At 36.3% G+C, this 24,394-nt stretch carries 23 protein-coding genes; 17 read left to right on the forward strand and 6 right to left on the reverse strand.

What is annotated here, in order from left to right:
- The gene (locus tag ABXH06_RS16200; RefSeq protein WP_353518868.1) at positions 1-3,201 is read left to right on the forward strand and encodes an efflux RND transporter permease subunit; all 3,201 of its coding nucleotides are present in this window, start codon (positions 1-3) and stop codon (positions 3,199-3,201) included.
- Between the two features lie 942 nt (positions 3,202-4,143).
- Positions 4,144-5,832, forward strand: a complete 1,689-nt coding sequence (locus ABXH06_RS16205; RefSeq protein WP_353518869.1) for an MORN repeat-containing protein — start codon at positions 4,144-4,146, stop codon at positions 5,830-5,832.
- Between the two features lie 220 nt (positions 5,833-6,052).
- Here ABXH06_RS16205 and ABXH06_RS16210 read toward each other — a convergent pair whose 3' ends face one another.
- Genes ABXH06_RS16210 through ABXH06_RS16220 form a run of 3 tightly spaced genes read right to left on the reverse strand, consistent with a single transcriptional unit; the run spans position 6,053 to position 8,365 of the window.
- Positions 6,053-6,955 (reverse strand): alpha/beta hydrolase, encoded by a 903-nt coding sequence (locus tag ABXH06_RS16210; protein ID WP_353518870.1) that lies wholly within the window; start codon positions 6,953-6,955, stop codon positions 6,053-6,055.
- 28 nt (positions 6,956-6,983) lie between these two features.
- A complete protein-coding gene (locus ABXH06_RS16215; RefSeq protein WP_353518871.1) occupies positions 6,984-7,727 on the reverse strand; it encodes a DUF3307 domain-containing protein in 744 nt (247 codons plus the stop codon).
- Positions 7,727-8,365: a hypothetical protein gene (locus ABXH06_RS16220; protein ID WP_353518872.1), complete on the reverse strand. Its 639-nt coding sequence runs from the start codon at positions 8,363-8,365 to the stop codon at positions 7,727-7,729. Before ABXH06_RS16220 ends, ABXH06_RS16215 begins: the two co-directional genes overlap by 1 nt.
- A gap of 217 nt (positions 8,366-8,582) precedes the next feature.
- On the opposite strand from ABXH06_RS16220, the gene ABXH06_RS16225 reads away from it, so the two are divergent.
- From ABXH06_RS16225 to ABXH06_RS16265, 9 genes are read left to right on the forward strand one after another with little or no spacing between them, the layout of a single operon-like run.
- On the forward strand, positions 8,583-9,044 hold the full coding sequence (locus tag ABXH06_RS16225; protein WP_353518873.1) for a TlpA disulfide reductase family protein: 462 nt from the start codon (positions 8,583-8,585) through the stop codon (positions 9,042-9,044).
- Position 9,045: 1 nt separating this feature from the next.
- On the forward strand, positions 9,046-9,264 hold the full coding sequence (locus ABXH06_RS16230; protein ID WP_311576358.1) for a DUF4266 domain-containing protein: 219 nt from the start codon (positions 9,046-9,048) through the stop codon (positions 9,262-9,264).
- The gene (locus tag ABXH06_RS16235; protein WP_353518874.1) at positions 9,255-10,541 is read left to right on the forward strand and encodes a DUF3570 domain-containing protein; all 1,287 of its coding nucleotides are present in this window, start codon (positions 9,255-9,257) and stop codon (positions 10,539-10,541) included. The genes ABXH06_RS16230 and ABXH06_RS16235 overlap by 10 nt, the downstream gene beginning before the upstream one ends.
- Before the next feature lie 39 nt (positions 10,542-10,580).
- A complete protein-coding gene (locus ABXH06_RS16240; protein WP_353518875.1) occupies positions 10,581-11,459 on the forward strand; it encodes an FAD:protein FMN transferase in 879 nt (292 codons plus the stop codon).
- A gap of 33 nt (positions 11,460-11,492) precedes the next feature.
- Entirely contained in the window at positions 11,493-12,152 is a 660-nt protein-coding gene (locus ABXH06_RS16245) for a response regulator (protein WP_353518876.1), read from the forward strand.
- Positions 12,153-13,475 carry an ATP-binding protein gene (locus ABXH06_RS16250; RefSeq protein WP_353518877.1) on the forward strand — a complete coding sequence of 441 codons (1,323 nt, stop codon included), beginning with the start codon at positions 12,153-12,155 and terminating at the stop codon, positions 13,473-13,475.
- Complete coding sequence (locus ABXH06_RS16255) at positions 13,459-13,806, forward strand: cupredoxin domain-containing protein (RefSeq protein ID WP_353518878.1); 348 nt, start codon at positions 13,459-13,461, stop codon at positions 13,804-13,806. The genes ABXH06_RS16250 and ABXH06_RS16255 overlap by 17 nt, the downstream gene beginning before the upstream one ends.
- Positions 13,796-14,590: a hypothetical protein gene (locus ABXH06_RS16260; protein ID WP_353518879.1), complete on the forward strand. Its 795-nt coding sequence runs from the start codon at positions 13,796-13,798 to the stop codon at positions 14,588-14,590. The genes ABXH06_RS16255 and ABXH06_RS16260 overlap by 11 nt, the downstream gene beginning before the upstream one ends.
- Positions 14,590-15,288 (forward strand): hypothetical protein, encoded by a 699-nt coding sequence (locus tag ABXH06_RS16265; RefSeq protein ID WP_311576343.1) that lies wholly within the window; start codon positions 14,590-14,592, stop codon positions 15,286-15,288. The genes ABXH06_RS16260 and ABXH06_RS16265 overlap by 1 nt, the downstream gene beginning before the upstream one ends.
- Before the next feature lie 21 nt (positions 15,289-15,309).
- Here ABXH06_RS16265 and ABXH06_RS16270 read toward each other — a convergent pair whose 3' ends face one another.
- Positions 15,310-15,804 carry a helix-turn-helix transcriptional regulator gene (locus tag ABXH06_RS16270; RefSeq protein WP_311576341.1) on the reverse strand — a complete coding sequence of 165 codons (495 nt, stop codon included), beginning with the start codon at positions 15,802-15,804 and terminating at the stop codon, positions 15,310-15,312.
- Positions 15,805-15,965: 161 nt separating this feature from the next.
- Here ABXH06_RS16270 and ABXH06_RS16275 point away from each other — a divergent pair, with 161 nt between their 5' ends.
- From ABXH06_RS16275 to arsB, 5 genes are all read left to right on the forward strand, one after another.
- Positions 15,966-17,045, forward strand: coding sequence for a type III secretion system chaperone family protein (locus ABXH06_RS16275; protein ID WP_353518880.1), 1,080 nt, complete (start codon positions 15,966-15,968; stop codon positions 17,043-17,045).
- Positions 17,045-20,119 (forward strand): efflux RND transporter permease subunit, encoded by a 3,075-nt coding sequence (locus ABXH06_RS16280; RefSeq protein ID WP_353518924.1) that lies wholly within the window; start codon positions 17,045-17,047, stop codon positions 20,117-20,119. The genes ABXH06_RS16275 and ABXH06_RS16280 overlap by 1 nt, the downstream gene beginning before the upstream one ends.
- Positions 20,112-20,417: a DUF3240 family protein gene (locus tag ABXH06_RS16285; protein ID WP_311576337.1), complete on the forward strand. Its 306-nt coding sequence runs from the start codon at positions 20,112-20,114 to the stop codon at positions 20,415-20,417. The genes ABXH06_RS16280 and ABXH06_RS16285 overlap by 8 nt, the downstream gene beginning before the upstream one ends.
- Positions 20,418-20,437: 20 nt before the next feature.
- Entirely contained in the window at positions 20,438-21,157 is a 720-nt protein-coding gene (locus ABXH06_RS16290) for a cytochrome b/b6 domain-containing protein (protein ID WP_353518881.1), read from the forward strand.
- A gap of 147 nt (positions 21,158-21,304) precedes the next feature.
- Complete coding sequence (gene arsB / locus ABXH06_RS16295; protein WP_353518882.1) at positions 21,305-22,321, forward strand: ACR3 family arsenite efflux transporter; 1,017 nt, start codon at positions 21,305-21,307, stop codon at positions 22,319-22,321.
- Positions 22,322-22,447: 126 nt separating this feature from the next.
- Here the strand turns inward: arsB and ABXH06_RS16300 are convergent, their stop codons facing one another.
- Complete coding sequence (locus ABXH06_RS16300) at positions 22,448-23,059, reverse strand: peptidylprolyl isomerase (RefSeq protein WP_353518883.1); 612 nt, start codon at positions 23,057-23,059, stop codon at positions 22,448-22,450.
- A gap of 169 nt (positions 23,060-23,228) precedes the next feature.
- Between ABXH06_RS16300 and ABXH06_RS16305 the strand changes: the two genes are divergently transcribed.
- Positions 23,229-23,564, forward strand: a complete 336-nt coding sequence (locus ABXH06_RS16305) for a zinc ribbon domain-containing protein YjdM (protein WP_353518884.1) — start codon at positions 23,229-23,231, stop codon at positions 23,562-23,564.
- A 19-nt stretch (positions 23,565-23,583) separates the two neighbouring features.
- On the opposite strand, the gene ABXH06_RS16310 is transcribed toward ABXH06_RS16305, so the two are convergent.
- Complete coding sequence (locus ABXH06_RS16310) at positions 23,584-24,345, reverse strand: substrate-binding periplasmic protein (protein WP_353518885.1); 762 nt, start codon at positions 24,343-24,345, stop codon at positions 23,584-23,586.
- Positions 24,346-24,394: the final 49 nt, after the last annotated feature.

A 24,394-nucleotide genomic window follows, 5' to 3' on the forward strand; every position in this document is an offset into this window, starting at 1 on the left:
ATGTTTAATAAAATAATAGATTGGTCTGTTAACAACAGACTCCTGATATTAATTGCACTGTTTGCCACAATTGTCGGCTCAATTATGGTGATCCCAAAATTAAATTTGGATGCTTTTCCAGACGTTACTAACCTTCAAGTTGCTGTTAATACTGAAGCACCGGGACTAGCTGCCGAAGAAGTTGAACAACTTATTACTTACCCCATTGAAGCGGTTATGTACGCCTTACCAGATGTTGAGCAAGTACGTTCAATTTCTAAAACAGGTCTTTCTGGCGTAACCGTAGTGTTCAAAGAAAGCACCGACATCTACTTTGCAAGACAACTCGTATTTGAACGGCTTCAAGCAGCAAAAGAATTAATACCGGAAGGTGTCGGCACGCCAGAAATGGGACCAAACACATCGGGTTTAGGTCAGGTGTTTCAATACTTACTTATTTCAGATAAAGACGCTGGTTATGATGCTATGGCACTCAGGAGCCTCAATGATTGGATAGTAAAATTGCTCGTTATGCCCGTCGATGGAGTCACGGATGTATTATCTTTTGGTGGTAATGTTAGGCAATATCAAGTCAACGTCGATCCTTCAAAGCTCTTAGCATATGAACTAACGCAAGAAGATATCGTTAGCGCATTAGATAGCAATAATACCAACGTTGGCGGATGGTATATGAATCGTGGGCAAGAGCAACTCGTGATCCGTGGCACAGGTTGGTTTGAAAGCGGTGAAGCTGGCATCAGTAATATCAAACAAGTTCCAGTTAAAACGGTTGATGGTACGGTTGTGACGGTTTCTGATATTGCTAAAGTTCAAATGGGCAGTGAAATTCGTCAAGGCGCTGTCACCATGACGCGCAAAACCTCAGACGGCAACATCGAGGACTTAGGTGAAGTTGTCTCTGGCATTGTACTTAAACGCATGGGTTCAAATACTAAAGCCACCATTGATGGCATCAATGCAAGAATTCCATTAATTAATCAAGCATTACCGAAAGGTGTTCGCTTTGAGCCTTTTTATGATCAGGCAGACTTGATTGAAAAAGCGGTAAGTACAGTGGTTGATGCGCTATCACTGGCGTTTATTTTCATTTGTATTGTACTGGCGCTTTTCTTAATGAATCTACGTGCCACCTTTCTCGTCTTAATTTCCATTCCAATTTCAATTGGTATCGCGTTAATGATCATGGCTTGGTGGGGCATTTCTGCAAACCTTATGTCATTGGGTGGCATTGCCGTAGCCATTGGTATGCTAGTTGATGGTTCAGTCGTTATGGTTGAAAATATGTTTAAACATTTAAATAGACCTGACGCGACACATTCGAAAACTGTAAAGGAAGGTGTTCCAACTTCTGACACAGATCCGCACGATGTAGAGCACGATGAGCACGGCATTAAATTACGTCTCCAAAATGCAGGTAAAGAAGTGGCTCGTCCTGTCTTTTTTGCAGCCTCGATTATTTTAGTCGTATTTGCGCCATTGTTCAGCTTTGAAGGGGTTGAAGCAAAGTTATTCCAACCTATGGCAATAAGCATCATCTTAGCCGTTGTATCTGCGATTGTGGTTGCGTTGTGTATCGTACCTGCACTGGCAACTTATCTATTTAGAACTGGTGTAAAAGAGAGAGAAAGTTTCGTTCTCCAGCCGTTAAACATGCTTTACAAAAAAGGGCTGAAATTTTCTCTAAAACACACTAAATTGATTGTTTCTACATCCATACTATTAGTTGTATCTGCTTTGGTGACCGTGCCTTATATTGGTACTGAGTTCGTGCCAGAGTTAGAAGAAGGCACGATAAACTTAAGAGTAACGCTGGCACCTTCTTCAAGTTTAGATACTGCGTTAACTGTCGCGCCAATTCTAGAAGAAAAATTAATGGCGTTCCCGGAAGTAACCTATGCACTTAGCCGTATAGGTCGGGCAGAAATTGGAGGCGACCCAGAGCCTGTCAACAATATTGAAATTTACATTGGTTTAAAACCTATCTCTGGATGGACAAGTGCATCTAACCGCTATGAACTTCAAGGTAAGATGGAAAGATCATTAGAAGAGTTTCCGGGGCTACTACTTAACTTTTCTCAGCCAATTGCGACTCGTGTTGACGAGCTACTATCTGGCGTTAAAGCTCAATTGGCGATTAAGTTATTTGGGCCAGAACTCGATGTTTTGGCGGCTAAAGGTCAGGAAATTGAAGCTGCCATAAGAGAAGTCAATGGAGCAAAAGATGTTGCCCTTGAACAAATCGCTGGAGAAGCGCAACTCGTTATAAAGCCTAACAGGCAAGAGCTTTCAAGATTTGGGCTTTCCGTCAGTAATATTATGGAAGTTGTACGAGATGGCATCGGAGGCGTTGAAGCTGGGCAAATCATCAATGGCAACGAGCGTTATGATATTTACGTGCGTATTGAAGAAGAGTACCGACGAAATAAGGAAGCGATTTCAGATATTCGCATTCAGTCACCAAAAGGTGCTTGGGTACGCTTAGGTGATGTTGCAACGGTGTCGTTTGAATCGGGGCCTCCGCAAGTTAGACGCGACGATGTACAAAGACGGGTTGTTATCCAAGCAAATGTTCAAAACCGCGATATGGGTAGCGTGGTTGCCGATATCAAAACGGTAATTGCTGATAAGGTTGATTTACCTTCAGGCTATTCTGTTTCAATTGGCGGTCAGTTCGAAAGCCAGCAACGTGCTCAGAACAGATTAGCTATTGTAGTTCCTTTATCGTTAGCACTAATCGCACTGCTACTCTACTTTGCTTTTGGCTCTGTTGGTCAAGCAATGCTGATATTAGTCAACGTTCCGCTTGCCGTAATTGGCGGTGTTTTCTCCTTATATTTGTCTGGACAATATTTATCCGTGCCAAGCTCCGTTGGCTTCATCACACTATTTGGCGTTGCTGTATTGAACGGTGTGGTTATGGTTGAAAGTATTAATCAACGAATTAGAGATGGCTTGGAAGTTTCTCAAGCTGTATTTGAAGGCGCAACCTCAAGATTAAGACCTGTACTTATGACAGCGATTACATCAGCATTGGGCCTAATCCCTATGCTTATGTCAAATGGAGTTGGTGCTGAAATACAGCGACCACTGGCGAGTGTAATTGTTGGGGGATTAGTGACAGCAACGCTTTTGACGTTATTTGTACTACCCGTCTTATACCGATGGTTCTCAAAGAAAAAAATAGAAGAGCTATCCAGATAAAATAACTGTGAATCCTAATCCTACGCTAAAGTCACGTTTAGTGTGGGATTATTGAGTAGATGAACGAAAAGAAATATTAGATTTAAATATAAAGTTAAGAGCAACGACCGCTTTGTAGGAGCACTTGTCGCCCGATAAGCCATGGCTAACGTCCGGTTTCGTATCAAAGCTGCCTTAATCGTTAATTGTCGCTAGGTCTGCTAATGGCACTGACCAGACGCTAAAAAACCTCAACATCACCGTCCATCTGTTGTCTCAAATTACTCATCAGATGGTGTCTAAACACATGTTAGATCAAATATGAACCGCTACAACTAAGTGAGTGCGAGGCAGAAATGTCAAAAATAATTACTCACAAACTTTATTAAATTTAAGTGGGCTACATTCACTAGATTTATCAACTTACTCACAAACTCTATTCAATTTTTAGTCGCACGTAAGCCTTATAAATCGGGACCCCGACTCACAAACTTTATTCGAGCACGACATTTGTTGTTGGCGATCAACAATTAAGATTGTGAACGCTGCAATTAAAAATGTGAATGCAATTAAGATTGTGAACGCATAAATAAGAAAAAAGCGAACCAGAGATGGTTCGCTTTTTTAATCTCAAGTCTATTTAGATATTTCATTTTTTAGCTCTTTTAGTTTGCCACATAATTTATCAATAAAATGACATACACTTTCAGTCGCATTTTCAAACTCCGGGAAGTCCAGTCCATAACACCACTTTTATTGCAATAAAAAGATAATGTTCCTTTGGTCTATATGGACAACAGACGTTGTGAAATTTTATCGTAAGTTACATAAAGTGATTTTGCCGAGTTTATGTTTAAATCGATTTTTACTGGTTATTTTACTTCAACCGTCTAGTATAAATTAAATACTTTAGGGCTCGTTTTGGGTTGTAAAACTATATTTTAAATTAACTTGGATAATTTAATGAAAACAATACCTTTATTTCTGTTCTTATTGGCTCTTATTCCCTTGAAATCAAATGCAGTAGAAAAGCAATTTGTAGATATTAGAGAAAATATTACGTCAAAAGAATTCTATGTAGGTTTAGTTTCAAGACAGAATTATAAGGATATAAATGGTGACGAAGTCAGTAGTTTGTCAGGTCATGCATTCGTTGTCATAGGCCGCCCAATAAACAATAGAATGACTATTCAAGAAGTTATTGGTTACTACCCAAAATTAGATGCTGAAGTAATATCTTCGATTGTTGTACCTACAGAAGATGAATTAAGAAACGATTGGTTCAATGGTTCCTTAGACTCTTCATTAAATCAGTTGTTTTTTCGAGTTGATGAAAATCAATTAAAAAATGCAAAGAAGACTATAAGTGGTTTTTATAATGATGGTGATTATTCGCTTGGTTCAAGAGACTGTTTAAGCTTAGTGATGAACGTTGGAAAGTCTATCGGTATTAAAATGCCGCTAAGGTATTCAAAACCTTGGTTCTATACAATTAATCAACCATTAAAGTATTTAGATTACTTAATTGAATTGGCTAAATCTAGGACTGACGATTATAACTTTCAGTTGGAAAACGGTAATAATGTGCAATTGAAAGAACAACCTTGGGGTACAGAAACCCATATTATCGACTCTAAAACCACAAACATTAGAACTATAAATTTCAGTGGTACGGATCTAGCTGAAGGATTTCAATTTAAAGGTGAAATCTACGAGAATGGAATGCCAAAAAAAGGCAAAATTTCGTTTAATGACCAAAAGACAATAAAGAAAAGTTGGAAAAAAAATCAAACCCCTTTTACGGATTTAAAAATATGGTATCGGAATATATCTGAATCAAACCGGCAAAGGACGATTGACGGTCAGTATTCACCTGAGTTCGGAGTTGGCGATGTAACGATCGATAATGAAACTTTCTTGTATGAAGGGGCTGTTTTAGGTGACCCTCAAAAAGGTAAGTATAAATTACATGGTATGGGGGCTTATACTGTTAAATCCAGTAAAACCAAATACATTGGTTATTTTGAAAACTCGGAATTTATGTTTGGAAACATTTTATATACTGACGGAACAATTTACGAAGGGGAGCTAAAAAATGGCAAGTACCAAGGTTATGGGTCCTTATATTATCCTAACCAGTCTTCAGTAAGAGGATACTTCGATAAAGGTAATCTCAAACCAAAGCATAAAGTGAAATCAAGGAGAGGAAATACTACAAGAACGGCTACACATTATCCTTCTTTTTGTAAAGCAGATGATAGTAATAAATATCGTTGCACAAAAAGAGTAACTCTTTCAGGAAATAAAGTTAAAACGAAAGGAAAGTTATCCAAGAAGAAATATAATGGATATGATTCAAATTTAAACCTTAGTTATAAATTAGCTCTTCAAAGAGTTCGAAATGTAGAACCGAAATTGATCTACAATGATTCAACTAACAAATTAGCAAAAATAACTACTAACAGTAATTTATTTAAAGCAATCCAACACAGAGAATTAGATCCTTCAGAGTTATTTAAGGCAAACCTACATCAGTATTCAGTAAACATTGATCAATACAAAGAAAAACCAAAAGTTAAAAAAGATAAATGGGTTATGGAATTTTCATTTGGGGAAACACAAATCACAACCCATGAGAAAACAATAAAATAGCTACATAAATTAAAATGAGGCGAGCTGCTTTCAATTTGACTCGTTAGTGTCCCATTACTAGTTAGGAATGTAGTGATATAACGATTTTGGCCTCCTTATTTAAGCATGATAGTTGTTGTCGTACTCTAATTAAGTCTGTGACTCATAAAGACTTGAAAAGGCGAGCCATTAGGCTCGCCTTTTTGATATCGATTTGCCTATTGGTTTTTATACTTTGTGGCTATTTTATCTCATTAGTTGTTTTTACCGATGGTTGAAATAACCAAAGGACTGCGGCGGAAAATTGTGTACGCCACATTGATTCGTGATGTTTGCCATGAGCTACGGTGATGAATATTAAATCAGCATTGGGGTTGTCAGTATTTTGTGTCTTCAATTGTGCTTTAACTTTGTTAAAGTCTGACAACATTTCACCGCCTTCTGCTTCGCCCATTAGAAAAAAATATCGTTGAGGTAGTTCAATAGTATGTTGTTGAAGAAAAGTAGTTATGTCAGAGGCAATCCAATAAGAAGGCGAGAAAACGCCAACTTTACCAAAAGTTAGTGGGTGTTTTAATGCCGCGTAATGGCTGGTAATACCGCCAAGTGAACTGCCCATAATGCCGGTGTTATCGCGATCTTTAAGAGTATGAAAATGTTCGTCTATATAAGGTTTTACTTGATTGACGATAAAGTCTAAATAGCCATCTGTTTCTGATTTTCCATACTTGCTGTGGTCCCAGGGATTTAATTCGGTAATGCGTTTATCTTCGCCGTTATCAATGCCAACAACAATTAACTCTAACTGATGACTGAGCGCTAGCGTATTAAGTGCTTCGTCAACACCCCATTCGCCGCTGTAACTGGTAAATTCATCAAATAAGTTTTGCGCATCGTGCATGTAAAGTACCGGATAACGTTTATTCGTCGTGTTGTAGTTTGGTGGTAAATATATTCGAAGGTTACGGCTGCGATTTAACGCTGTCATTTCTAAGGTAATTGGGTTTTGCACATTGTCTGCGGCGGTATGTTGTTTTTCGTCTTTTGGTTTTGGTGTGACAGAAAGAGAGGATACATACCAACCAAGCGCAAAGGTTAGCGCTAAGATGAAAAGGGCACTGATGGTTTTTTTTATTGTTATCATAGAGTTTGTAAGTTCCGTATCAAGTAAGCTATAAAGCGAAATATAGTTGTTGCGCATTCCAACCAATGAACAAGGCGATGGCGTAACTGAGTAAGGTACCAAGCATCATGTACTCGGTTAATTTCATGTCTTTGTTTTTCGTTAAGTCGCCAAATCTGAAGATGGTTTTGGTTGCGACTAAAAATCCAATACCGGCAAATTGGCCCATAAAGATAAATGAAATGGCTAAACAGCGTTCAAAGTAACCGATCCATGCTCCTGCAGAAACTAAACCAAGCTCTTGATTTTCACTGTGTTTGATTAAACTATCGGTATGTTTTTTTAACGCAAGAGAGATGATGACCGAAGCAGGTTTACATGCAAGTAAATAAGATATTGCGATGATCATATTTTGGGTACTAAATAAGTTGGCGGTAAAAGTTGCCACTTGTTCAACCGTGAACCCTGAGAAATAGAGCCATATTAAAATGATAATAATTAGGTGAATGCTTTGCTCAATTAAAAAGTAGCTGAGGTTTTGCTTTTTATGTGGCTTGAATAGATCCATTATTAAATGTGAAAGTGAGATGAAACTAATGGCGATTATTGCTGGCAATAACGGATAGTCTGTGAGGAGAAATACTACCGTATTAAGTATTGTGTGTATAAGAATATGACTTAACAACCTAATCGATTTTAAATGATTTTCGCTTTTACGCTCAATCCACGCGATTGGTTGCAAGTAAAAATCACCAATAAAGTGAACAGTAAGTAATAACAGTAATAATTCCATTAGCGCTGCCTTTGCAGTTGCATGACTTTTTCGTTAATAACTTCCATATAATCTCGTACAAGAAAAGCGCCAATGTTAGCTAGCCTGTTACTGATGTTTTGACGTGTTGTACCGGTAATTTCGGCTAATTTTTTATGTTCAGCGAAACTGCTTTCTATGTATTGAAATAATAATTCGGCTTGTGTTTTAGTCAGTCTACTTAGCAAATGATTTAAAAATTGGGTTAATAGGTTTAATTCGTATGTGTGAGTTTGTTGAGCAAATTGTATTGATAATTCACCACGTTGTGTTTTTGCTAAGCCTCTACCTGACTGTATAAAAACCTCCCCTGAGGAAGTGTTTGGTGTTTCTCCGTAAATATTATGATCACCAAATGCTAACGATAACGTACATTGAATAGGCTTAGGTGAAAAACTTGATAAATGTAACGCCAGTTTAAGTAAAAGGGTACTTTTTAACGCATAAACGGGGTTAGGATACTGAATTTGAAATTCATCTCCTCGATATATTTCACCAATCGCATCATATTTTTCATTGGCTTCGTTTAATAAATTTTTAAGACTCTGAATGACATTTGCATAGGTTTTATTTGTCATTTTTGTAGAATGTACAAGGTCTCCTGTTAATACTGCAATCATCGTTATTTACTCATGGTTATCTCTCATGCAACTATATTTGATTGCTAATTTAGATGCAACCTTATTTAATTGCCTTGTTATTAGCAATTGTATTTAGTTGCTTTTAGTGGCAGTAAAACTATCAGTATTTTGCATTTAAAATTTAACAACGTTTCTTAAGAGTTTCTTAAGGAAAGTCACTTATCGTATTTAAAATCAGTTTTTCCGTAGGTGAGCGATGAAAAGAATAATCAGCTTTATCACTATTACAGTTCTCTCCATGCCTTGGGTGAATGCAAATGAAACCAAGCCAGTGAATTTGCAAGATATTGTTAATAAAAATGCAGGTTATGTTATTTATTTAGATTTTTGGGCATCTTGGTGTGTACCTTGTCGAAGATCATTTCCTTGGATGAATGCAATGCAGCAAAAATACGGCAAAAAAGGCTTTAAGGTGATCAGTGTTAATCTGGATGCTGAAAAGTCACTTGCTGAAAAGTTTTTAGCACAAAATCCCGCCACGTTTTCTGTGTTGTATGACCCTAAAGGGAATATCGCAACACAAATGAAATTAAAGGGAATGCCAAGCAGTTTTATCATTAACTCAAAAGGTCGGGTAATAAGTGCGCATGTCGGCTTCACGGAAAACAAGAAATCACAATATGAGCAAGAAATAATTAGCTTAGTGCAAGGGGATTAATATGCATAAATATAAAATATTACTGATTGTTAGCGTCACTCTTTTAAGTGGTTGCTCTAGCCTTGGTGTACAGCCATGGCAAAGAGACTTATTGGCGAAAAAAGAAATGGCTTTAACCAGTGCTCCAATTGATGCTGCACTTAATGATCATATCTATTTTAGTAAAGAGGCAACAAGTGGTGGCCGTAGTTTTGGTGGTGGAGGTTGCGGATGCAATTAAAAAATAAAACAAAGCCTAACTTAAAAGTACTGTTAAGCACTGCAACTTGCGCGTTATTAGGTACTGCTTCGCAGGCTTCAACAGAAGAAAGCTGGGAGTTTGATACCGCAATTATGCATTATGCTGAAATTGACCGAGTTTCTGCAACCGAAGCGATTATTGCCGGTAAAAAAACATTTGCTAATGATGAAGTGCTTAATCTTAAACTGACTGTTGATGCGTTAACTGGGGCATCTCCTAATGGTGCAACGGCACAACCCACTGCACAAACTTTCACACGACCTTCAGGTAATGGACAATATGTTGTAAACGCCGGAGAAACTCCGTTAGATGATACTTTTCATGACACGCGTGTTCAGCTTACTGGCCAGTGGAGCCAACCATTATTATCTGATTATGTGGTAAGTGTCGGTGGTAATTTTTCGAAAGAATATGATTATATGTCTGCTTCCATCAACGGAAATTTAGCGAGAGACTTTAATCAAAAAAATACTACCTTGTCGGCAGGTATGTCATATGCTTATGATGTGATTGAACCTGAAGGTGGCTTACCAACGCCATTTTCTTCAATGGTTATTGGTGACTCAAATGAGTCAGGGTTTGATGAAGCGTTTAATCACACACGAATGGGGAGTGATGATTCTAAAACAACACTTGATTTATTATTTGGTGTTACGCAAGTGATCAACCGAAATATGATTGTTCAGTTGAATTATTCATATTCAACGGCTAGTGGTTATTTAACCGACCCATTTAAGGTGGTGAGTGCCATTAATGCCAGTGGTGTCGCGGAAGATTATATATATGAAAACCGTCCGGATGAACGAACTAAACATTCATTTTTTGGCCAAACAAAATATCATTTTGATACAGGAATATTAGACGCAAGTTATCGGTTTATGACCGACGATTGGGAGATTGATTCTCATACCGTTGATGTCATGTATCGAATTCCATTTGATAATGGTCATTACATTGAGCCTCATCTAAGGGTATATACGCAAAGTGCCGCTGATTTTTATCAACCTTTTTTCAGTGATGATCAGATCATGCCGCAATATATCAGTTCTGATTACCGTATCGGCGATTTAGACACTTACACGGTTGGTATTAAATATGGTTTACCTGTTGGTGATGGAAATGAACTAGCTTTTCGGTTGGAATATTATCATCAAACCCCTAAAAATAATGGAATAGAGGCCGTTGGTGTATTAAATGAAGTTGAGTTATATGAGCAAGTAGATGCTATAATTGCACAGGTAACTTATTCATTTTAAGCGAGTTTCATGAGGAAAATAGCTAAACCGAACAGAATTGTGAAGTGTAAATCCCGTGCGGAGGGGTTTACGCTTTCTTTTTTTTCAATGGCAAGTACTTGTGAAGTGTTAATTGATACTGATGATAAAGCGTTGGCTATTAAAATGGGTAATATTGCCGCCAATGAAGCGTGGCGTATTGAAGATAAATATTCACGGTATGATCAAAACAGCTTGTGTAGTCAAATTAATAACAACGCAGGAACGCAGATTGAAATAGATGAAGAAACCTTTAATCTGCTCAGTTTTGCTCAACAATGTTATGACATTAGTGACGGTGCTTTTGATATTACGTCAGGTATTTTACGTAAAGTTTGGCATTTTGATGGCAGTGATAACCTACCCAGTGCAGAAAGTGTTGAAGCTTTATTACCTTATATTGGTTGGGATAAGGTTACTTTTTCTCATCATTATATCCAGTTAAAAAAAGGCATGGAAATTGATTTTGGTGGCCTAGGTAAAGAATATGCGGTTGATCGCACGGTGTTATTGTTAAGCCGTACTGCCGATATTCCTTTTTTAGTTAATTATGGTGGTGATTTAGCGGTTAGCGGACAGAGAAAAAATAATGAAGCATGGCAAGTTGGTATTGAACATCCTGCTTTTAATGCAAATCAATCATCCATAGTTACTTTATATAATGGTGCAATAGCCACCAGTGGTGATGCTAATAGGTATTTATTAAAAGCAGGGCACAGATATAGCCATATTTTAAATGTTACGACTGGTTGGCCGGTGGAAAAACCGCCAAACGCTATCACGGTGGCAGCTCCTAAATGTATTCAAGCTGGCTTTTTAGCAACATTATCATTATTACAAGGCGAAAATGCGGAAACGTTTCTTGCAGAGCAAGGCATTACACATTGGTCGATACGTTAATATTTACCACCTTAATATTGGGAAAGCTACCAAATGAGATTACTGTTAATTGAAGATGATACACAGCTTGCTAAAGGCTTGTCTGAGTCATTAAGGCACGAAAGCTATAGTGTTGACGCGGTAAATAATGGAAATGATGGTTTATTAGCAATTAAAAGTGGTGATTTTGATGCGGTGATACTTGATTTAGGTTTACCTGATATCGATGGTTTAGCGGTTTTAAAACAAGCGAAGAATATCAACAAGGCACTGCCAGTTCTCATTTTAACCGCGAGAGATGGTATTGAAAGCAAAGTAAAAGGGCTTGATTTAGGAGCAGATGATTACTTAGCAAAACCTTTTAGTATTGCTGAGCTCCTCGCAAGGTTGCGGGTTATAGAGAGAAGAATAGGAACGCACACTTCTTCGATTATCGAACATCATGGTATTGCTCTTGATACTCAAGCTCATACGATTGTTCATGATGGAACCGAAGTGAGTTTTTCACGTAAAGAATACATGATCATGAAGTCTTTATTGGAAAATATTGGAAGAATTCAATCAAAAGAACAGTTAGAAAGTAAACTTTACGAATGGGGCGAAGAGGTTGCTTCAAATACCATTGAGGTTCACATTAGTAATATTAGAAAAAAATTACCTAAGGCATTTATTAAAACTGTCAGGGGAGTCGGTTACGTGGTGAGTAAAGCTTAAGTGAGCGTTCAACGTTATTTGTTAATTGTTATTTTGTCAGTGGTTACATTGGCATCTTTTGCGGCTGCCTTGCAAGGGTATAAAGCCAGTAGAGAGCGTCTTACGCAAATTTTTGATGAAGAAATGAAGTCTTTTGCGCTGGCTTTGATGAATAGCCCTATAAAATTAGGCGGTCAACAAACAACGCTACCTTCCACATTTGCTTATCAGGTGTTTGACAATAATTCATTATTATTAAAAAGTAATAATGCGCCCGATAAAGCGATGACAACGAATAACCAAGGCTTTGTAGACGATAATTTTTTAAATAAAAGATGGCGTGTTTTTGTTTTAGTGAATAGCAATATTAAGGTCATTGTTGCACAAGCAATAGAACAAAGAGTTGAGTCGGTAGAACATGTTTTATTAGAAGCGATACTGCCTATTGTTTATGTGATCCCTATAATAGGGTTAGTGGTGTTTGTTGCGATAAACCGAAGTTTAAAACCACTGAGTTTATTATCGAAACAGCTTAAACAAAAAAACGTTAATGATTTGACCCCAGTAAAAGTAAATGAAAACTCTGCCGAATTAAAGCCGATAGAGCAAACTCTGAATTTATTACTAGAGCGTTTAGATAATGCTTTTGAACGAGAGAAAAGATTATCTGCTGATGCCGCTCATGAATTACGAACGCCAATTAGTGTCTTGAAAATTACAGCACATAATTTATCTGTTGCCTATCAAGCCAATAATATTAGCCAACAACATATTGACGAATTAAATGATAATACGCTGCGTATGGCACATGTTATTGAACAAATTATTACGTTAAATAGAACAACACCTGAAAATTTTTCACAGAATACCGCTCTGGTAGATCTAAGAGAATTATTACAAAAAGTGATTTCGGATAATTACGAGAAAGTTGATAAAGTAGGACAGTCTATTGCCTTAAATGCTAAAGCTACGCCATTTTATGGTGACGCATTTTCACTGGAAATACTTTTTGATAATTTAATTAAAAACGCGAATAAGTACAGCGGCGATAATAGCCAAATAATGATTTCAATTAACACAACGGCACAAAGGATTGAAGTCATTGTTGAAGATTCTGGGATTGGAATTTCGCCAGATAAACTCGACAAAGTTTTTCAACGCTTTTATCGAATAAAACAACATGCTGAAACGGGGAGTGGCTTAGGATTATCGATAGTAAAGCATATCGTTGACCTGCATCATGGTGAAATAGCATTAACTCAATCTCCACTAGGAGGACTTAGTGTTTCTTTAATATTTCCTCAAAATATTAACCGCGGGGCTGGTCATGTTGAAGAGCACTAGCTTAATTATTGGTTTTTGTATGGTACTTTTGCCGTTTACGTTATTAGCAAAAACTAAAGAGTTTTACTTAACCATTGAAAACCATATTTTCTCTCCTTCAGAGTTAACTATTCCTGCAAATAGCAAAGTAAAGTTGATTATTTACAACAAAGATAATGTTTCGGAAGAATTTGATAGTTTTGACTTAAACCGAGAAAAAGTCCTTTTTCCCGGTCGAAAAACAACTATTTTTGTCGGTCCTCTTTCACCGGGAAGGTATGAGTACTTTGGTGAATATCATCCCAATATTGCCAGAGGAGTCATTTTAGTGGAGGTTAATAATGCTAATTAATACCGTTATTCTCTTTCTAAAAGATTTACTGCCAATTTTTATCTTATTTTGTTTACTTAAAGCGAATCTGGCTAATATGCAGCTTAGTAAACGCACTATTGGCTTAATTTTTTTAGCCAGTGGGATCGGTATCTTTGCCACGTTTAAATGGTTGCCATTTATAAGCGAATTATGGGGCGGGGCAGGCATAGAAATACTTACAACCTTTGAAATTTTATTGGTATATCTGGCTTTAGGCACTACCGCTTCGTTTGCGATCAAAAATCAGCCGCCAACTTCTCCGCAACTTTATATTGTAGCGGCGGCCTTTGTGGTGTTTGTTGTGTTAAATACCAGCACTTTTATTGTTTTTTTAGAAAGTTACTTGAGCAATAGTGAATCAATCAATATTGTCGTTGCGGGATTAACCATTGGGTTTGGTATTTCCTTAAGTTTTAGTGCGTTATTGTTATTTTTATTATTGTGGTTGAATAAAAAAAACTACCGTGGAGTTACGTATACTTTTTGGACTCTCTTTCTAACTGGACAACTCTGCGAAGTTATCAACTTATTGCAACAAGTCGATATTGTTAATATGAGTGGGGCATTATGGGACAGTTCAAGCTTTATTGAAGACAGTTCGGAGTATGGTCACTTATTAAATGCACTTGTAGGTTATGAAGCACAGCCTTCATTTGAGTTTATCTCGTTATATAGCCTGAGTTTATTCATGCTTACTAGTTACTTTTATTGCTATGCACACAGTAAAACGGATGAATCTATAAATAATAGAGTGGGGAATTAATGATGAACTATCGATTGCTATTATTGATCTTACTAATTGGCTCAAAAGTGGTTTGGGCAGATGGTATCGTTGTTGATAAAGTTTATCATCCTTATGTCTTACCCAATGAAAAAGAGTTTGAATGGCGGTTAATGTCACGACAAACAGAAGATAATAGCTTGTTAGGACAAAGAATTGCTTATGGACAATCTGTGAGTGATTCTGTTGTCGTTGAAGGCTATTTGGTAGGGGAAAAAACGGTTGAAGAAGATTTTGATTTACAAGCATACGAAATAGAAGTGCGCTGGATGCTTACCGAACAAGGAGAGTTGTGGGCTGACTGGGGGATGTTATTTGAAGTTGAGAAAATGCATTCTAGCAATGACTGGGAAGTAACGACTGGCGTTTTATTTGAAAAAGAGTTTGGCCGTACTAGTCTTACGATGAATTTGTTTGGTATTTATGAGTGGGGCGACAATATACAAGACGAAGTCGAAGTTGAGTTTAGAATGAAATATCGCTACCGCTGGATCCCTCAAATTCAACCGGCGATTGAAATTTACACCGGTGAAAACTTTGTTGGAATTGGACCAGCATTTATGGGGATTCAACGATTTGATGGACAAAAACAATTAAAATGGGAAGCGGCCTTTATCTCCGAAATTTCAAATGCAGGCAAAGATCATACGTTAAGAGTGGCACTTGAGTATGAGTTTTAAACAAAGCAGCTTTTGGGGCATTTAATCTTGTATAAAATCCTCAAAAAACCAAGCAGCGAATTCATGTCTACCTTCAACATTCGCCTTACTATAGATAGTTGAGGCTTGTTGTCTAATTGTTTTTTCTTTGGTGTTTCTCACAGCACTCATTTCTTTAAAGCTGAGGCCTTTTAATAGCAGCATAGCGACTTCTTGTTCACTTGAGGTCAGAGCCCAACGATCGAATTGATTTTGAATAATGGCACTGTATTCATGACGTGCATTTTTCATTTCATCAGAAATATTTCTTAACTTGTCATCAGATAAATTTAACTCTTTCTTTAAATTAACAATATTAGATGTTCTAATTTTCATATCTCTAATTAAAAATAATGCACCTATCGCAGAAACAACAACAATTAAACTCTCAGAAAAAATATGCCATAGGGGCACACCTAATGAAATATCTGTTAGTACATCAAAAAAATTTAAGATCATTATGAGTAATAAAATTATTGCTATTACACCATCTCTCATAGTAAAACCTTTATTTAACAATTATTTAAAATAACAATAGACATTTGTACCATACAACAAAAAAACAATTTATTTATGGAAGCTCGACATTTGTCTCATGATTGACTTTTCAAAATAAGCAATTATCACATCATACATTTCTTAAACGTTAATCGAATCATATGATGTTATTATTTATAAAAAAAAGTCTAAATTATTCTACGTTTCAATATACACTTTTTTGTCTTTTATTTATTGTTTTACTTCAATCACCGCACGCTTTTTCTTACGATAATGTAAAAAAAATTGCATTATCAACACTTGGAAGTTTTGAGACTCACTTTAATGAGATCAAACAAGTTAGCTTTATTGAAGGGCAAAATGTTATTGGCGAAGTTAGCATTAAACCCGGTGAGATGTATTCGGTCAATTTTCCATTTAATGTACAAAGTGTTCGTTACCTTATAAATAATGGAAGTTTGATTAATAAAGGAGATACTGTTGCAACCGTAGAAGGGTTTGATGTTCATCATTTTATTGATGAATATAAATCAGCTCAAACATTATTTATAACGGCTGAAAAACATTATAAAACCAATAAAGAATATTTTAAAAACAACATAATCAAAAGCTCTCAATGGCTGGCGATCACAAAAAACTACTTCGACTTGAAGTTAAAATTTGAACATTTCCAACATCAAATGGCCTTTCTAAATATTGATGAAAATGAAAGAGTGACGTTAATCAGTCCTAGAGCAGGCAGAGTAAAAATACCAGACTTATCAGAAAATAGCTTAGAAGGAGAGGTTGCTTTTGAGCTTTTTGATGCTGATGCTATTCAAGTCAAAGTATCCCTTCCGTTACTTCGCGCAACTCAAATATCTCACATTAAAGTATCGCCGAACTGTTTGTTAAAGATCAATAACATAGAAAATATAGCAGATAAATATTATAAAATATTATGGGCAACACCAAGAAAAGTCTCTGAATGCAATTTCACAATTGGACAAGTTTTACAAGCTACGCTAATAGAAAATTTCAATGGGTTTCAAATAAATAAATCAGCTGTTTTTGAATTTGAGGACATTAATTATATTGCTATAAAATTGAGCAACGAAGTCGTATTAACTCCAATTAATATAATGGGGTCGACAGGGGGAGATTATTACTTTACAAGCGATGAGAATATTGCAAACCAAAAAGCATTAATTAGTTCAGTAAGCATTTTGCAAGGTTACTTACTTAAACTGGGAGCAGAATGATGCTGAATTTACTGGTTAAATTCTCATTAACACAGCGACTTTTTGTCAGTGTATTTGTTTTAATGGCGATGTTTGCTGGAGTTAATTCATGGTTAAGTATTCCTATAGATGCTTTCCCGGAAATCTCACCTACTCAAGTGAAAATAGTGCTTAAGCTACCAGGCATGAATGCGGTTGAAATAGAATCTCAAGTGACGAAAGTAATTGAAACTGAATTACTAGGTATACCTTCACAAGAGATGCTTAGATCCACAACTAAATATTCCATCACAGACATTACGATTGATTTTAAAGATGGCACAGATATTTACTGGGCAAGACAGCAAGTAAATGAACGTTTGATGGGTATTATGTCATCACTTCCCGCTAATATTAGTGGCGGTATGGCGCCAATGAGTACGCCTTTGAGTGAAGTGTTTATGTTTACGGTTGAAAACCCTTTGTTATCGCTTACTGAGAAAAGAGAATTGCTTGATTGGCAAATACGGCCATTATTAAGAACCGTATCCGGTGTTGCTGATGTAAATAGTTTGGGTGGTTATGTAAAAACTTACGCGATTGTGCCAAATATTTTAACCATGCAACAGTTCAACATTTCATACAAAGACATTGAAACGTCAATTTCTTTACTGAATAGAAATGGCGGAATTGGCCGATTAATCAAAGGTAATGATGCTTTAATTTTAAGAACAGAAGGGAAATTTGAAGACATAAATTCAATAAAAAACACCGTTATTCGCATAATCGATAATAAAGTGATTCGCCTTAGTGATATTGCCAATGTCAATGAAAGTGCTTTAACCCGATATGGTGCGGTCACTAAAGATGGTGTTGAAGCAACGCAAGGTTTAATCATTGCATTAAAGAATAGCAATACAGCACAAGTTGTTGAAGATGTAAAAAATAAATTAAAAGAAATAGAGAAATCTTTACCTGATGGAACCAAGATTAATGTTTTTTATGATCGTTCCAATTTAATTAATACAGCTATAAGCACAATAACAACTGCTTTAGGTCAGGCAGTGATTTTGGTTATTATTTTACTCGCTATTTTTCTAGGGGATATTCGCTCATCGTTGGTAGTTTCACTGTCATTACCTATGGCAGCTTTGGTTACTTTTATTTTAATGAAACAATTTGAATTATCGGCAAATTTAATGAGTTTAGGTGGCTTAGTCATTGCGATTGGCATGTTAGTTGATTCATCCGTTGTCATTGTTGAAAATATAGTCAACAGGTTAGCTAACAATCAACATTTACCCCGGTTACATGTGATTTTTCGAGCCTGTAAGGAAGTTGCAACACCAGTCTTTTCAGGTACAGTGATCATTATTATTGTTTTTACTCCGCTTTTATTGCTATCTGGTTTAGAAGGTAAGCTATTCAAGCCGGTTGCGCTAACTATTGTTTTTGCAATGTTAAGCGCTTTAGTTTTGTCACTGACTATTATTCCTATATTAGCTTCATTCATATTAAAAAATGGCCCTGTGACTCAACCGAAATTAATCAAAGTGTTACAGAGTTTTTATACGAAAACACTTACAAAGGTGATCAATAAGCCTGTCGTAATAATAGTACTATCGTTTAGTGTTTTTATTTTTAGTTTCTTTCTTTTCCAAGGACTTGGAAAGAGCTTTATGCCAACCTTAGACGAAGGGGATATTATCGTTCAATTAGAAAAGTCACCAAGTATTTCATTGTCTGCTTCAATCGATATTGATGAACAAGTTGAACAAGCCTTATTAAAAAATACGCCGGAAATAAAACAAATTGTTTCAAGAACTGGCTCTGATGAGCTTGGTTTAGATCCAATGGGGCTTAATGAAACAGATGTTTTTATGGAATTGAAACCGAAAGCGCAATGGCGATTTAATAGTAAAGCAGAACTTATTGAAAATATCAGGGCAACACTCAGTGATTACCCTGGCATGAATGTTGGTTTCACTCAGCCAATTCAAATGCGAGTTTCTGAAATGTTAACGGGGGGAACAGGAGATGTTTCTATTAAAGTTTTTGGCAATGAAATGCAAACACTTTCCAAGTTAGCGGAACAAATAGCCCAATTAGCAAAAGAAATTGACGGGGCTTCAGATGTTCAAATGGCTATTATTGAAGGTGGAAAATTTATCAATATTAAGCTGCTTCCCGAAGTGGCGAGTCAATTTGCTTTATCGACTGACGCACTCAGTGATTATTTAAAATCTCAAGTCGAAGGGGTACAAGTATCTTCGTTACTTGAAGGGAATCGCACTATCCCCATTGTGTTTAATGGAAACTATAATCACAAATTAAATCAAAGAGAACTATCGTCTATTCAAGCACTTAAAAAACAGTTGATACTTATGCCTGATAATACGTTATTACCTTTAGCGCAAATTGCAGAGATACGTTTCAAATCTGGTCCTTTGCTTATTGAAAGAGAAAAAGGCAATCGATTTTCATCTGTGAGTGTTAATATCTCCATCAGAGATGTTGTCAGTTATGTGAATGAGTTAGAAGCTAAAATAAAAGATAAAATAAAACTCCCAACAGGTTATACCTTATCTTTTGGTGGAGAGTTTGAAAGTCAGCAAAGAGCAACCAATAATTTACTATTATTAATTCCATTAGCACTGGTGCTTATTTTTATTATTTTATTTACAACCTTTAACTCAATTGCAAAATCTACTTTAATTCTTGCCAATATTCCCTTTGCTTTGATGGGCGGCGTGATTTCGTTATATATAAGCAAAGAATATCTATCTGTACCCGCTTCGGTTGGATTTATTGCTTTGCTAGGGGTAGCGGTGTTAAACGGCATTGTAATGGTAAGTTATTTTGAACAAACAAAGGTCTTTGCAACAGATTTAATTCTTCGTGTTATCAATGGAGCAAACCGACGACTTAGGCCTGTGTTAATGACTGCAACAACTGCCATGTTTGGATTAATGCCACTTGCTTTTGCGACAGGTCCAGGCGCAGAGATTCAAAAACCATTGGCTATCGTTGTTATTGGTGGGCTTATAACATCAACAATAACCACCCTTTATTTATTGCCAGTTTTTTACTTTTGGTTGGAGAAAAAAAATGGTTGATCAAGTCATATTCACATTAAATGTACCAACTGAGCTAAAAGATGATGTTGTTGATGTGTTAATTGCCTTACCTAGCATCACAGGGTTTAATTTAAAAAATATTCATGGTTATAGCAAAGAACATAGTTTATATGATATCTCGGAGCAGGTTGAAGGCTATAAATCATATTTTCAAATTGAAGTGCTGATTTCAAAAGTCAATATTGATAAATTAAAAAGCAACGTAAGTTCAGTTTGTCCTAGTGCCAAGTTAAAATATTGGATCACTCCAGTATTAGACAGTGGTCATTTTGAATGAACTCAGAAAAGGAACATATTATGAGTAACAAAAGAGAGCAAGTGTTTGTTTGGAGTCGTAAAATTAGGCTTTTTCATTGGATTAATGTCATTTGTATTTCATTACTGATCATTATTGGTGTCATTATTCTTAATAGTAAACTGATTGGGGTTAGTACTGACGGTAAAGTGTTATTAAAAACGATACATGTGCTTGTCGGTTACGTTTTTGCTTTCAACCTAATCATTAGAATTATGGTTGGCTTTATAGGCAGAACACATGAACGATGGACTGAAATTTTACCTTTTCAAAAAGGGTTTAAAGCCGAGTTAGTGAACTTTATTCAAGGGAAAAAGAGCACTTACAAAGGCCATAACCCTGCGGGAAAATTGATGGTATTTGCTTTACTTTTTTTAATGACAATTCAAATGATTTCAGGGTTAGTGATTGCGGGAACAGACATTTACTACCCTCCATTGGGAAAATATTTTGCCCATTCTATTGCTATTGATAAAGACAAAGCGAATGAAATTAAGCCAAATTCAAAGGATAACGTAGATGAAATCGCTTATAAAAAAATGAGAGAAGTTCGCAAACCTTTTATTACTGCACATGTCTATGGCTTCTATGGACTGATATTTTTGATCCCACTGCATATTATTGGAGTTATCATTGCGGAGAGACGAGAGCGAAGCGCTTTAGTGTCTTCAATGGTGAATGGTTATAAGTATCTCCCCAAAAAGACTGACCAAGATAAATAACTATCACCTCTGTTAGATCCAGTGATATAACTCTTGAAGAGCAAAGTGTTTTACGGTGTTAATTTATGCTTGGTAACCGACACGTTATTATTTTTAAATGCTGATGAATTATGCGTGTAAGCTAGCTTAAAACAATAAGGATTTTTTGTGGGTATTTTTGAACGTTTTCTTTCTATTTGGGTGGCTTTAAGCATTGTTTTAGGTGTGATTTTAGGTTTGTGGCAGCCGAATGTTTTTCAAGCCATCGCAAACCTTGAAATGGCTAACGTAAATATTGTTGTCGCAGTTTTTATTTGGGTAATGGTTTACCCAATGATGGTTCAAATTGATTTTTCAGCAATCAAAGACGTTGGAAAGAATCCCAAGGGGTTGATGTTAACTCTGGTGATAAATTGGCTCATCAAACCTTTTACTATGGCGGCCCTAGGCTGGTTATTCTTTAATTTTATATTTGTCGATTTAGTCGATCCCGCTTCTGCACAAGAGTATATCGCAGGTATGATTTTGTTAGGGGTGGCGCCTTGTACAGCTATGGTATTTGTGTGGTCACAATTAACCAAAGGTGATGCAAATTACACTTTAGTGCAAGTGTCAGTAAACGATGTGATTATGATTTTTGCTTTTGCGCCAATCTCTGCCTATTTATTGGGAGTTAGTGATATTCAAGTGCCTTGGGAAACTTTAATTATTTCTGTTGTCTTGTATGTGCTATTACCATTACTAGCCGGGATTATCACCAGAAAAGCACTAAATGAATGGCATGCGGAACAATCAATAGAGCAATTTCTATCGCGTTTAAAACCTTATTCTGTTATCGGCTTGTTAGCAACCGTGGTGTTATTATTTGGTTTTCAAGCAAATACTATCCTCTCAGACCCTGCCACTATTGGCTTAATTGCCATCCCATTAATGATTCAAACCTATGGAATTTTTATTATTGCGTATGTCGCGGCAAAATGGATGAAATTACCTCAAAATATTGCTGCACCGGCTTGTTTAATTGGTACTTCTAACTTCTTTGAATTAGCCGTTGCCGTGGCTATTTCGTTATTTGGTTTACACTCAGGTGCAGCGTTAGCAACCGTTGTTGGGGTTTTGGTGGAAGTGCCGGTGATGTTGTCTTTAGTTTATATCATCAATAACACACAAAGCTGGTTTGATTAATTCGTGACTAAGCTTGTTCACCCAATATTCACAATTTTCCCCGTAAGTTAATTATGTTAGCCATGGCAAGAATTAATCATTCAATTAAAAATAGCTTGTTGGTAAATCGTAGAAAAATCAGACAGCCTATTCTTCATCAAGGACAACCACCCTTAAAATAGTGATCATTTTTTTCGGCACGGTTGGATAGCCTAATTGCTCACTATAACCTACTTCTACTTTAGAGATAGCTTCAACCACGTCATAGCCTTCGATTATTTCGCCAAATACCGCATAACCCCATGAGTTTCCGGGATCTAAATTTGTATTGTCATTTAAATTGATAAAAAATTGATTGGTGGCAGAATGAGCATCACTTAGCTGTTTCGCCATGGCAATGGTGCCTTCTTTGTTTTTTAAACCGTTGCCTGATTCGTTGAAAATAGGCTCATCAGGTTCTACTTCCGTGTAATTTGTCATAAAGCCGCCACCTTGTATTAAGTATCCTTCTTCGACTCGATGAATAAGTGTTTGGTCATATTGGCCACGGATCACATAACCTAAAAAATTATCTACGGTGATTTTAGCCCTTAGGCGATCAAGCTCTATCACTATACTGCCCATAGAAGTATCAATACGCACTTTAGGTGATAAATTATCGGGTTGAATATATTGTCCTTTGGTATTGGCGGCATTCAACGGCAAGGCAGTAAAAGAAAAAGATAAAATTGCCAAGCTTAAACATAATATTCTGATCACGGTTGTACCTTAAGATTGCGATATAGCGTTAGGATGATTCGATATTTTAACGAGAAACGACAGAAGGTACACCTTAAATGTTTGGCTTAGCGGGTTATTTTTACTTTTCAACGCTTAAGTTACCTTGATAAAATAAGCTCAGTGTCTTATTAATTTTTTAACATCAACCATGAGTGAAACTTTACCACATTGCCCTAACTGTTCTTCAGAATATGTTTATCAAGATCAAACGCTTTTCATTTGTCCTGAATGTCATTATGAATGGAACCCTGATGAGCCAGATGAAGATGAATTGATTGTCAAAGATATTCACGGTAATCAATTATCCGTTGGTGATAAGTTAATCTTAGTGAAAGACTTACGAGTAAAGGGAAGTTCGACAGTACTAAAAATTGGCAGTAAAGCTACGATAAAACGGTTAATTGAGGGCGATCATCCTCTCGACTGTAAAGTAGAAGGATACGGCGATATGTTAATAAAAGCAGATAAAGTTAAAATGGCTTAATAACAAGCGTTATTGTAATTTATGCTCCCCATTTGCTCATTATTTTATCATAAGTGCCGTTTTCCTTAATCTGCGCTAACGCTTTTGATAGTTTATTAACTGTCTTGTCTGGTGTTGATAATCCAGTGGCAAGAAATAAATCTCCGGGAAAGTCAGTTAATTCAATAACCGCTTTTATATCACTTTGCTTAAAACCGATACTGGTCATTTCTTTTTCGATAGCTATAAAATTTGTTAAGATGAAATCAATGTGCTGTTCAAATAACATATTCCACATATGTTTATAATTAACCGACAAATGCATGTTTTTATTGACAGTAAATCCAGCATCCTTTAAATATTTTTCAGAATGATAACCCCGTATCGTGCCGACAATATGTTGCTTTGCTTGTTCGAGGTTTTTTATATTTATATCCTCTCTATTTTTTAGACCCACTAAAAAAGCTTTGCTTTTGAAACTTTTGCCAATCCACTTGAATTCTGCTGCTCTGTCATCACTTTTCATCAATGAAAGCATAACGACATTGGGGGTTTCATGGGGTACCGTGTAAATACGAGCAAACGGCATTAGCTCAATTTTATAGGGTAATTTTGCTTGCAACATGACGGCATCAATCAAGTCGACTAAAATGCCTGTTGGTTGATTATTTTGGCCATTAAAATGATAAGGAGGTAAATCTTCAGCAACAAAAATGAGTTGTTCAGCAACACTAATAGATGACAAACTCACCATCATTAAAGTCAATAAACTTATGAAAAACTTCTTAATATTAAGTTTCATATTCACTCTTTATTTATCGCTGGTTTAAAACAATCGAAGAGTAAATCTT

Source organism: Thalassotalea sp. SU-HH00458 (genome assembly GCF_040362795.1).
GTDB lineage: Bacteria > Pseudomonadota > Gammaproteobacteria > Enterobacterales > Alteromonadaceae > Thalassotalea_H > Thalassotalea_H castellviae.

What these genes read in the sequence shown, in the direction of transcription:
- ABXH06_RS16200 (WP_353518868.1), top strand. Translation starts at nt 1, where the DNA reads ATGTTTAATAAAATAATAGATTGGTCTGTTAACAACAGACTCCTGATA.
- ABXH06_RS16205 (WP_353518869.1), top strand. Translation starts at nt 4,144, where the DNA reads ATGAAAACAATACCTTTATTTCTGTTCTTATTGGCTCTTATTCCCTTG.
- ABXH06_RS16210 (WP_353518870.1), bottom strand. Translation starts at nt 6,955, where the DNA reads ATGATAACAATAAAAAAAACCATCAGTGCCCTTTTCATCTTAGCGCTA.
- ABXH06_RS16215 (WP_353518871.1), bottom strand. Translation starts at nt 7,727, where the DNA reads ATGGAATTATTACTGTTATTACTTACTGTTCACTTTATTGGTGATTTT.
- ABXH06_RS16220 (WP_353518872.1), bottom strand. Translation starts at nt 8,365, where the DNA reads ATGATTGCAGTATTAACAGGAGACCTTGTACATTCTACAAAAATGACA.
- ABXH06_RS16225 (WP_353518873.1), top strand. Translation starts at nt 8,583, where the DNA reads ATGAAAAGAATAATCAGCTTTATCACTATTACAGTTCTCTCCATGCCT.
- ABXH06_RS16230 (WP_311576358.1), top strand. Translation starts at nt 9,046, where the DNA reads ATGCATAAATATAAAATATTACTGATTGTTAGCGTCACTCTTTTAAGT.
- ABXH06_RS16235 (WP_353518874.1), top strand. Translation starts at nt 9,255, where the DNA reads ATGCAATTAAAAAATAAAACAAAGCCTAACTTAAAAGTACTGTTAAGC.
- ABXH06_RS16245 (WP_353518876.1), top strand. Translation starts at nt 11,493, where the DNA reads ATGAGATTACTGTTAATTGAAGATGATACACAGCTTGCTAAAGGCTTG.
- ABXH06_RS16255 (WP_353518878.1), top strand. Translation starts at nt 13,459, where the DNA reads ATGTTGAAGAGCACTAGCTTAATTATTGGTTTTTGTATGGTACTTTTG.
- ABXH06_RS16260 (WP_353518879.1), top strand. Translation starts at nt 13,796, where the DNA reads ATGCTAATTAATACCGTTATTCTCTTTCTAAAAGATTTACTGCCAATT.
- ABXH06_RS16265 (WP_311576343.1), top strand. Translation starts at nt 14,590, where the DNA reads ATGATGAACTATCGATTGCTATTATTGATCTTACTAATTGGCTCAAAA.
- ABXH06_RS16270 (WP_311576341.1), bottom strand. Translation starts at nt 15,804, where the DNA reads ATGAGAGATGGTGTAATAGCAATAATTTTATTACTCATAATGATCTTA.
- ABXH06_RS16275 (WP_353518880.1), top strand. Translation starts at nt 15,966, where the DNA reads ATGATGTTATTATTTATAAAAAAAAGTCTAAATTATTCTACGTTTCAA.
- ABXH06_RS16280 (WP_353518924.1), top strand. Translation starts at nt 17,045, where the DNA reads ATGCTGAATTTACTGGTTAAATTCTCATTAACACAGCGACTTTTTGTC.
- ABXH06_RS16285 (WP_311576337.1), top strand. Translation starts at nt 20,112, where the DNA reads ATGGTTGATCAAGTCATATTCACATTAAATGTACCAACTGAGCTAAAA.
- ABXH06_RS16290 (WP_353518881.1), top strand. Translation starts at nt 20,438, where the DNA reads ATGAGTAACAAAAGAGAGCAAGTGTTTGTTTGGAGTCGTAAAATTAGG.
- ABXH06_RS16305 (WP_353518884.1), top strand. Translation starts at nt 23,229, where the DNA reads ATGAGTGAAACTTTACCACATTGCCCTAACTGTTCTTCAGAATATGTT.
- ABXH06_RS16310 (WP_353518885.1), bottom strand. Translation starts at nt 24,345, where the DNA reads ATGAAACTTAATATTAAGAAGTTTTTCATAAGTTTATTGACTTTAATG.